Below are 8,331 nucleotides of genomic sequence, written 5' to 3'. Positions count from 1 at the left end.
CCAAAGGAGCCTTATGATGATTAATAACATTGAACAAATTGAACAATATATTAAAACCAAGTATCAAAATGAAGCCAGTGGACATGATTGGTTTCATATTTACCGTGTTACTTATTTAGCTTTAAATCTGACGCAATCGCAAGATGATTTTCCTTACATTAAATTATTAGCTCTACTCCATGAAGAGTTAGATGATAAACTTAATCCTGATGATGCATTACAACAGTTAAAAAATATTTTAGCTGACCATCACATTGAGCCCTCGCTTTATCCACGTTTAATCAAAGATATTCAATCGATTGGTTTCAAAGGTGGATTCCATCAAGTTGACCGTACTCGAGAAGCAATGATTGTCAGCGATGCTGATTTATTGGACGCAATGGGTGCCATTGGGATTGCGCGCACCTTTCAATATAATGGCCAGGTAAAACACGCTCCCTTTTATGATCCTGCTTTAGCAAAAGTTGAATTAAATAACTATGCTGATTATCGTCAAAAAAAGCGTAACGCTATTGCTCATTTTGATGAAAAATTATTAAAACTCAAGGATTTAATTGTGACCGATAAAGGCCAAAAACTAGCTAACAAACGCCATCAACGAATGGTGCAATTTGTTGAGGATTTCTTTAGCGAATTAGCCGAGTCGGGTGTAGACATTTCAGACCGCTTTTTAATTGAATAATGGAAGAATCTTACTAGGTGAGTTGTTTTCCTATTAAGTGTTTCTTATAAAAATTTTTATGATATGATATGGTTAGAAGTAATCTATTGAGGAGTGTTTCGATTGCAAAAATCGGTTCATTTTTTAAAGTTAATGGCACTATGTTTCATGATATTGTTTCCTAGTTTGACTGTTAAAGCCGAGGTCAACGAAGCTACTTTAGGGTATAAAATTTTAGCAAAACCACAAAATAATGCTAAATTAGTGGACATCGTAGAGTTTGATGTCATTGATGGGGATTCCTTAAAGATTGAATTAGAAAATGGCGACGTCAAAACCTTTAAATTGGCCAATGTCTACGCACCAAAACGACAGCATCCCGTCACAGGGCCACAAAAATTTGCCAATGAGTCGAAAACGCGTTTAAATGAGTTATTGCAATCCGCTAAAGACATTAAAATCGAATATCTCGCTGATGAGCAAAAAGACAGTCAGGGTCGCTCATTAATTCATTTATGGACTGACAAAATCTTAGTCCAAGAAGTGATGACGACAGAAGGTTTGACAGCTTACTATAGTCAAGACGATGCTAATAGTCCCTATTTAGAAACGCTTATTTTTTCCGAAGATTATGCGAAACGTAATGGGTTAAATGTATGGTCAACTAACGAAGCCTTTGGCGAAAATATTGACGTTGATCAATACCAAAGTAATGCTCAAAATAATCAAGTCGGGTTTTCTAGTCAAGATAATCAAGCAGCCAGCCAAGATGTTTATTTTAAAAACTGTTCCGAAGCTAAAGCTGCTGGTGCGGCTCCTATATATCAAGGTGAGCCTGGCTATCGCCCTCAGTTGGACCGTGATAAAGACGGGATTGCCTGCGAATTATAATGTTTCGCCACTCTGTTTCTTATCGAAACGGAGTTTTTTTATTAAAATTAATTCTTAAACCTTTATTATTTAGTCAAGTATTGCTATTATATAGAAATGAAATATCAAATAAAGGAGACACATTCAATGAGTCTTAGAAGTCGTATTGCTCGCTTAGTCGGAAAATCCAGTCGTTGGGTTTTAACCAACTTTACCAATGGTGGGAGTAGTTTGCCTGGTAAATTAGCCCAAACAATTGATCCTAATATCTTATCTGATTTAGCGAAAAATTATCAAGTCGTCATTATTACCGGTACAAATGGTAAAACTTTAACCACAGCCTTAACAGTACAAGCTTTAAAAGAAAAGTTCAATCATATTGTTACGAACCCTACGGGGTCAAATATGGCACAAGGGATTGTCAGTACTTTTCTAGTAGCTCCTGCTATTCCAAAAGGTGAGCAAGGGATTGCTGTTTTAGAAGTGGATGAAGGGTCTTTAAAACACGTGGTGAAACATCTAAATCCTATCGCGTTCTTACATACCAATGTTTTCCGTGACCAAATGGATCGCTATGGAGAAATTTATTCAATCTATGAACTAATGACCAATGCTGCCAAAGAAGTACCGACAGCTACCGTCATTGCAAACGGCGATTCTCCCTTATTCAATTCAACTGAATTGCCTAATCCACGTCAATATTTTGGCTTCAATCACGAAACAGATCACGATGTGGAACCTCATTATAATACCGACGGCGTCTTATGTCCGCACTGTCATCATATTCTAAAATATCATTCTTTAACTTATGCCAATTTAGGAAAATATTATTGCGAACATTGTGATTTCAAACGTCCTGAATTAATCTATCAAGTCACTGAAGTTGAAGAATTGGCCTTAACTCATTCTAGCTTTAGAATTGACGGCCACCATTTTGAAATTCCAGTAGCTGGACTTTATAATGTCTACAATGCTTTAGCTGCCTATAGCGTCGCTTCATTCTTTGATGTTGAACCGGCAAAAATTCGTGAAAGTTTCATGAAAGCTGAACGCGTATTCGGACGTCAAGAAATGATTAACATTGAAGGTAAAAAAGTTTTATTAAACTTAGTCAAAAATCCAGTTGGCTTAAACCAAGTCTTAGCTTTGATTGGCTTGGATCAAAATCCATTTACTTTAATCAGTATTTTAAACAATAATTATGCCGATGGTACTGACGTCAGCTGGATTTGGGACGGACATTATGAACAAATCGTTGATTTCCCTATTGAAAAAGTCGTCACTTCAGGGATGAAAGCTGATGAAATGACGAAGCGCCTAACGGTCGCTGGCATTCAACCTGAATTGATTAATCAAGTGGAAAACAATGAACAAATTATCGAAGCGATAAAGGCTGCACCGACAGAATATGTTCATATTTTAGCGACATATACTGCCATGCTAGATTTACGCGAAGCCTTTATTCAAAAAGGATATATTCAATCAAACAAAGGAGCGTAAAAAAATGACCAATACAATTAGAATCTGTCATTTATATGGGAATTTACTCAATACCTATGGTGACAATGGGAATTTACTCATGATTCAGTACTATGCACGCGAAAAAGGCTATCAGGTTGAAACAACCATGGTCAGCTTAGAAGACCCGTTCAATGCCGATGATTTCGATATTATCTTCTTTGGCGGCGGCCAAGATTTTGAACAAAAAATCATCGCCAAAGATTGTCAGCGTCTAATTCCTGAGATTAAACGTTACATCGAACAAAATGGCGTTTTACTAGCAATTTGTGGCGGATTCCAATTATTAGGTCAGTATTATACAACAGCCGATGGCGAACAAATTAAAGGGCTAGGCGTGCTACCACATTATACCGAGCGTCAAATTAATAGTCGTTTTATCGGTGATATTGAAATCTATGATGAAATAAACCAACAAACCTATTATGGATTTGAAAACCATAATGGTGTCACCTACTTAACCGATGCATTAGAACCCCTCGGTAAAGTAATTACGGGGTATGGAAACAATAATCAAGATAAAACCGAAGGGATGCATTATAAAAATACTTTTGGATCTTATTTCCATGGCCCACTACTTGTTAGAAACGAATGGTTAGCCCGTCATTTGGTTGATTTAGCAATTGAACAAAAAAATAAATAAAAACTTATAAGCAAGTGAATGACTTAAATAGCATGACAAAAGAGGTCCTCAACGAATGGATTTATATCCTTTCTTACTTCTATCTATTTAAGATGGTTTATTTGCTTTTTTTTATTTTCATCCTTACTAGTCATTTAGATCGCACTGTGAGTATAATGTCGTTTTATTGAATCCATCACCATCAAGTGTTCCTTTGCAACAAATATTATTTATCTAATACCGTGCCTTACGTATTTGGGGTTAAACTCTAAAACTTTCACTTATCGACCTTTCAAATATTTAATATTCTTTGTTAAAGCTGATTATATCAAGGTTGCAACCGCTAGTTGACACATTGTCAACTCAAGTTGATAGCATTCCATCACCATCTTTACTATTATTAAAGTAGAAAATAAAACAAAATTGGAGTGATAAAAATGAACTTAGCAGAAAAGATTTACGAATTAAGAAAGAGTCGTCATTGGTCTCAAGAAGAATTAGCACAGGCATTAGACATCTCACGTCAATCCGTTTCAAAGTGGGAAAGTAATCAAGCAATCCCTGATTCAGAAAAAATTATCCAACTAAGTCAATTATTTGACGTGTCAACCGATTATCTCTTAAAGGATGATTTACTAGAATCGTCATCAGTTCAAAAAGGTTCGACCCCCGCCAAAAGAGTCACCTTGGAAATGGCCAAAAACTATATTGACTTACGTCAAAAAATGGCCAAATGGTACGCATTAGCCGCTGCTTTCTTAATTACTTCGCCAATTGCTTTAATCCTATTATCGCAAGCACAAGAATCTGGAAAATTAGATATAACCGAAAACACTGCTTCCTTGATTGGTATCATTTTTGTGTTAACTTTCGTTGCCATTGGCGTTGGTATTTTAATTTTTGCCGGGATGCAATTATCTGAATATGAATTTATGGAAACCGACCCGATTGCTCTCGATCCAGGAATTGTCCCTTTAGTTCAAGAAAAGCAACGTCAATCACGCAATGCCTTTATTGGTAAATTAATTCTTGCTATCGTCTTACTTATATTATCACCTTTAAGTATCCTTATTGCTGAATTATTATTTGCCAATGAATTTATCTCAATAGTTGGAATTGCTATTTTACTCATTATGATAGCGATGGGTGTTGCTTTACTCATTCAAATTAGTATACCTCGGAATACTTATGCAATATTACTAGAAGAAGGTGAGTATCAACCTTCAAAGAAAAAAGTTAAATCAAAGATCGAGCCTTGGATTACGATTTATTGGATGACCGCCTTATTTATTTATATTGTCTATAGTTTATATTTTGATACTTGGGCAACGTCTTGGATTATCTGGCCAGCAGCTGGTATCTTATTTGTCATCTTTTATGTTATTATTTCCAATACTCAACAAAGCTAATATTGATGCAAAAGTACTTTAATGCAGCCAATTTAGTCCATGCATTTTATAACAAAAAAATAAACCTGGTGTGTTAATGTGATTGAGTAGCTCTTTTTACCACTCGTTCAACTAGCACACCAGGTTCGTTATTGTCTATTCAATTTCATCATGAAGCGAATATTTCCTGTTAAATGGATTCGAACATTTAATCACTCGCATCATTAAATGTCTCTACGTTCAAGCCGTTCGCCGATTAAGCAAATAACATTTCAATAATTTCTTCCTTCGTCACACGACCAAAGTATTTATTTACATCGATCGCGTCAAAAGCTGTTAAGAAATCCTCCTTATTATATTTCACCCCTACTAATTTTTCTTCAACCTCTTTAATATCGCCTAAGCCAAAGAAGTCACCATAAATTTTAGCAGAACTTACTTTACCATTCGTGACATTAAAACGGAAATCCACCAATCCGAAATCAAACTTTCTACTTTTTTCAATATCAAAAGCTGGCGATTGTCCATAATTCCAATCCCAATTGCCAAAACGTTGTTCACGAATTTCATAGACTTTTTTCCAGTCTTCTTCAGTTAATTGATAACGAGGCACTTCTTCTTTTGAAGCGACACCGAAAATTTCTAATAATAAAACATCACGAAATGCTTCAATCGATAAATCTTTGTATTCATCCTTAACATAAGGTGCAATATTAGTGACACGAGAGCGAATCGATTTAATTCCTTTTGATTCAATTTTTTCCTTACGTGATTTTAAAGCATTATTAACTTCTTCTAAATCTGAATTAAATAAAATTGTCCCATGTGCCGTCATACGACCATCTTTAGCGTACATCGCATTCCCTGAAAATTTCTTACCATCAATCAATAAATCATTGCGGCCTTGTAATTCAGCTCCTGTTGCACCTAATTTATGTAAGGCTTCGATGACCGGCTTAGTAAAGCTGGCGAAATCACGAAATGATCCATCGTCATCCTTAATGAAACAGAAGGATACATTACCTAAATCATGATAAACAGCACCCCCGCCTGACATACGACGAACTACTTGAATACCATGTTCATCTAAATAAGGTTGGTTTACTTCTTCGATTGTATTTTGGTTACGTCCAATAATAATTGATGGTTTATTGATATAGAATAGTAAAATCGGCTCATCAACCAATTTATTCTCTACTAAGTAAGTTTCTAAAGCAATATTGACGCTAGCATCGTAATTATTTTCATTGTCTACAAAAATCATTTTCAAACCTCCACTTTAAAATTCAATTTCTAATTTTGGTACTGCTTTTATAATATTAATCGTCGGTTGAAGTGCCATTGTGACTTCAGACATTATTTGGTCTCCATCCGCTTGTGGGGGAATATGAGAAACCACCAATTGCTTTACTTCAGCCATATTTGCTAAGGTAGCGACTTCTGTTGAAGTCATATGAATAGTATTACGCCCTTTAGTTGCTGGAAAATTTGTATCCGCAATCAGTACATCCGCGTTCTTAGCAAAATCGACCATCGAATCTTGCCAGCCGGAATCAGCCGTAAAGACTAATACTTTTTGAGTTGATTTTTCTTCTAAACGTATTGCAGCACACTCTACTGGATGCGTTGTTTTAATAAAGCTCGCTTTAAAGGGACCCATATCCATTGGTTCTTCAATTAAATATTGACGGGGCTCCGTTGAGGCATCTGTCATCATGATCGGCCATAAACTCGAATTCTTGTTCATATAAACCGGAATCAGTCCTTTTTTGCTAGCCGGTTTTTTAAGGAAAAAAAGATGTTGAAAAATTCCAATATCCGCACTATGATCCGGATGGTCATGACTTAACCATACGGCGTCTAAATCATTGACAGGGATATACTCTTCAATTGCTAAAGCTGAACCACTGCCAGCATCTAATAACAAGTGATACGCACCATCCGAAGAGGTAACCACATAGGAAGTTGTGCCATTATCTCCTAAAGGGTAACCCCCCGCTGAGCCAATACAATATAATTTCATCCTATCACCTCAAATTAAGCATTTTCTTTAATTGTTTTAAGGGTAACTTGATTTAATTTTTTAATAATGGCTACTACAAGGCGAACGGTATTTTTGAAATCATCTTCGTGAATAATCGATGTATGAGAGTGTAAATAGCGAACGGGCACTGTAATTGCAATCGATGGCACACCATTTAAACTTTGATGTTGTGAACCAGCATCTGTCCCACCACCAGTAATGAATGTATATTGGAACGGAATGTCTTCAGCTTCTGCTACATCGATGACAAATTCTCTAAACCCTTTATGAGCAATCATCGATGCATCATAAATAATGACTTGAGGTCCTTTTCCTAAAATACTATCTGCTTCTTTTTCGGTCATACCTGGTGTATCACCAGCTGTTCCCGTATCTAAAGCAATTGAAAGATCAGGATTTAATAAATGAGTCGCCACCTTAGCTCCTCTTAAACCTACTTCTTCTTGAACATTGGCACCTGAGAATAAAACTGTTTCATGGCCACTGGCTGCTAATTCTTTTAATACTTCAATCGCCACTGCTACACCGATACGGTTATCCCATGCTTTGCCTAATAAGAATGGCGTCCCATTCATACGTTGTGTCTTAATGTAAGGTGTAATCATGTCACCTGGACGAATTCCCCATTCTAATACTTGTTCTTTTGAACTAGCACCTAAGTCCACGAAAACATCTTTCATATCTACTGGTTGTTTGCGCGCCTCCGGTGTTAAAACATGGGGTGGTTTTGAACCTGTTACACCATGGAATGTTTTGCCATCACGTGTCGTAACGGTCACTTGTTGCGCCAAAACGACTTGACTCCACCAACCACCGATGGGCACAAACTTTAAGAAACCTTTTTCGGTAATTTGACTCACCATAAAACCAACTTCATCCATGTGACCCGCAATCATCACACGAGGACCCTTTTCATTTCCTGTATGTTGTGCAAAAATTCCTCCTAGACCATCTTCTAAATAGTCTTCGGCCACCGATTTTGTTGCTTCTTTAAAAATAGAACGAACCTGGCCTTCATTGCCACCAATCGCATTGGCTTCCGTCAGTTTTACCAATAATGTTTCATCAACTGTCATTGATCCATCTCCTCATCCTTCATTATTAAATTTAATTTTAGTATACAAAAATATCATAACACATTTTGATATTAATTTTATAAAAAATAACAAGATATCTATAATTAATCTTACTATCGTTTATATTGATATAAAATAAAACTTAGTCATAT

Annotated in this window: 8 protein-coding genes; 5 read left to right on the top strand and 3 right to left on the bottom strand. The window is 36.1% G+C overall.

What is annotated here, in order from left to right:
* The 5 genes from GSA01S_RS08250 to GSA01S_RS08230 all read left to right on the top strand — a co-directional run.
* On the top strand, positions 1 to 682 hold a 682-nt coding region (locus tag GSA01S_RS08250; protein ID WP_217994643.1), incomplete at its 5' end, for an HD domain-containing protein.
* A 102-nt stretch (positions 683 to 784) separates the two neighbouring features.
* On the top strand, positions 785 to 1,552 hold the full coding sequence (locus tag GSA01S_RS11155) for an excalibur calcium-binding domain-containing protein (RefSeq protein ID WP_066126533.1): 768 nt from the start codon (positions 785 to 787) through the stop codon (positions 1,550 to 1,552).
* 126 nt (positions 1,553 to 1,678) lie between these two features.
* Positions 1,679 to 3,031 (top strand): Mur ligase family protein, encoded by a 1,353-nt coding sequence (locus tag GSA01S_RS08240; protein WP_066126532.1) that lies wholly within the window; start codon positions 1,679 to 1,681, stop codon positions 3,029 to 3,031.
* A 4-nt stretch (positions 3,032 to 3,035) separates the two neighbouring features.
* Entirely contained in the window at positions 3,036 to 3,692 is a 657-nt protein-coding gene (locus GSA01S_RS08235) for a type 1 glutamine amidotransferase (protein ID WP_066126531.1), read from the top strand.
* A gap of 416 nt (positions 3,693 to 4,108) precedes the next feature.
* On the top strand, positions 4,109 to 5,080 hold the full coding sequence (locus GSA01S_RS08230; RefSeq protein ID WP_066126529.1) for a helix-turn-helix domain-containing protein: 972 nt from the start codon (positions 4,109 to 4,111) through the stop codon (positions 5,078 to 5,080).
* Between the two features lie 235 nt (positions 5,081 to 5,315).
* Here the strand turns inward: GSA01S_RS08230 and lplA are convergent, their stop codons facing one another.
* From lplA to GSA01S_RS08215, 3 genes are read right to left on the bottom strand one after another with little or no spacing between them, the layout of a single operon-like run.
* Complete coding sequence (lplA, locus tag GSA01S_RS08225) at positions 5,316 to 6,323, bottom strand: lipoate--protein ligase (protein ID WP_066126526.1); 1,008 nt, start codon at positions 6,321 to 6,323, stop codon at positions 5,316 to 5,318.
* Between the two features lie 15 nt (positions 6,324 to 6,338).
* Positions 6,339 to 7,082 carry an MBL fold metallo-hydrolase gene (locus GSA01S_RS08220; RefSeq protein WP_066126523.1) on the bottom strand — a complete coding sequence of 248 codons (744 nt, stop codon included), beginning with the start codon at positions 7,080 to 7,082 and terminating at the stop codon, positions 6,339 to 6,341.
* Positions 7,083 to 7,096: 14 nt separating this feature from the next.
* Entirely contained in the window at positions 7,097 to 8,179 is a 1,083-nt protein-coding gene (locus GSA01S_RS08215; protein ID WP_066126518.1) for a M42 family metallopeptidase, read from the bottom strand.
* Between the last annotated feature and the right edge of the window lie 152 nt (positions 8,180 to 8,331).

Source organism: Globicatella sanguinis NBRC 15551, assembly GCF_001552295.1.
GTDB classification, from domain to species: domain Bacteria; phylum Bacillota; class Bacilli; order Lactobacillales; family Aerococcaceae; genus Globicatella; species Globicatella sanguinis.
The sequence above is the reverse complement of the archived record's forward strand: the minus strand, read 5'-3'. Positions and strand labels throughout refer to the sequence as shown.

What these genes read in the sequence shown, in the direction of transcription:
- GSA01S_RS08230 (WP_066126529.1), top strand. Translation starts at nt 4,109, where the DNA reads ATGAACTTAGCAGAAAAGATTTACGAATTAAGAAAGAGTCGTCATTGG.
- GSA01S_RS08220 (WP_066126523.1), bottom strand. Translation starts at nt 7,082, where the DNA reads ATGAAATTATATTGTATTGGCTCAGCGGGGGGTTACCCTTTAGGAGAT.
- GSA01S_RS08215 (WP_066126518.1), bottom strand. Translation starts at nt 8,179, where the DNA reads ATGACAGTTGATGAAACATTATTGGTAAAACTGACGGAAGCCAATGCG.
- lplA (WP_066126526.1), bottom strand. Translation starts at nt 6,323, where the DNA reads ATGATTTTTGTAGACAATGAAAATAATTACGATGCTAGCGTCAATATT.
- GSA01S_RS08235 (WP_066126531.1), top strand. Translation starts at nt 3,036, where the DNA reads ATGACCAATACAATTAGAATCTGTCATTTATATGGGAATTTACTCAAT.
- GSA01S_RS08240 (WP_066126532.1), top strand. Translation starts at nt 1,679, where the DNA reads ATGAGTCTTAGAAGTCGTATTGCTCGCTTAGTCGGAAAATCCAGTCGT.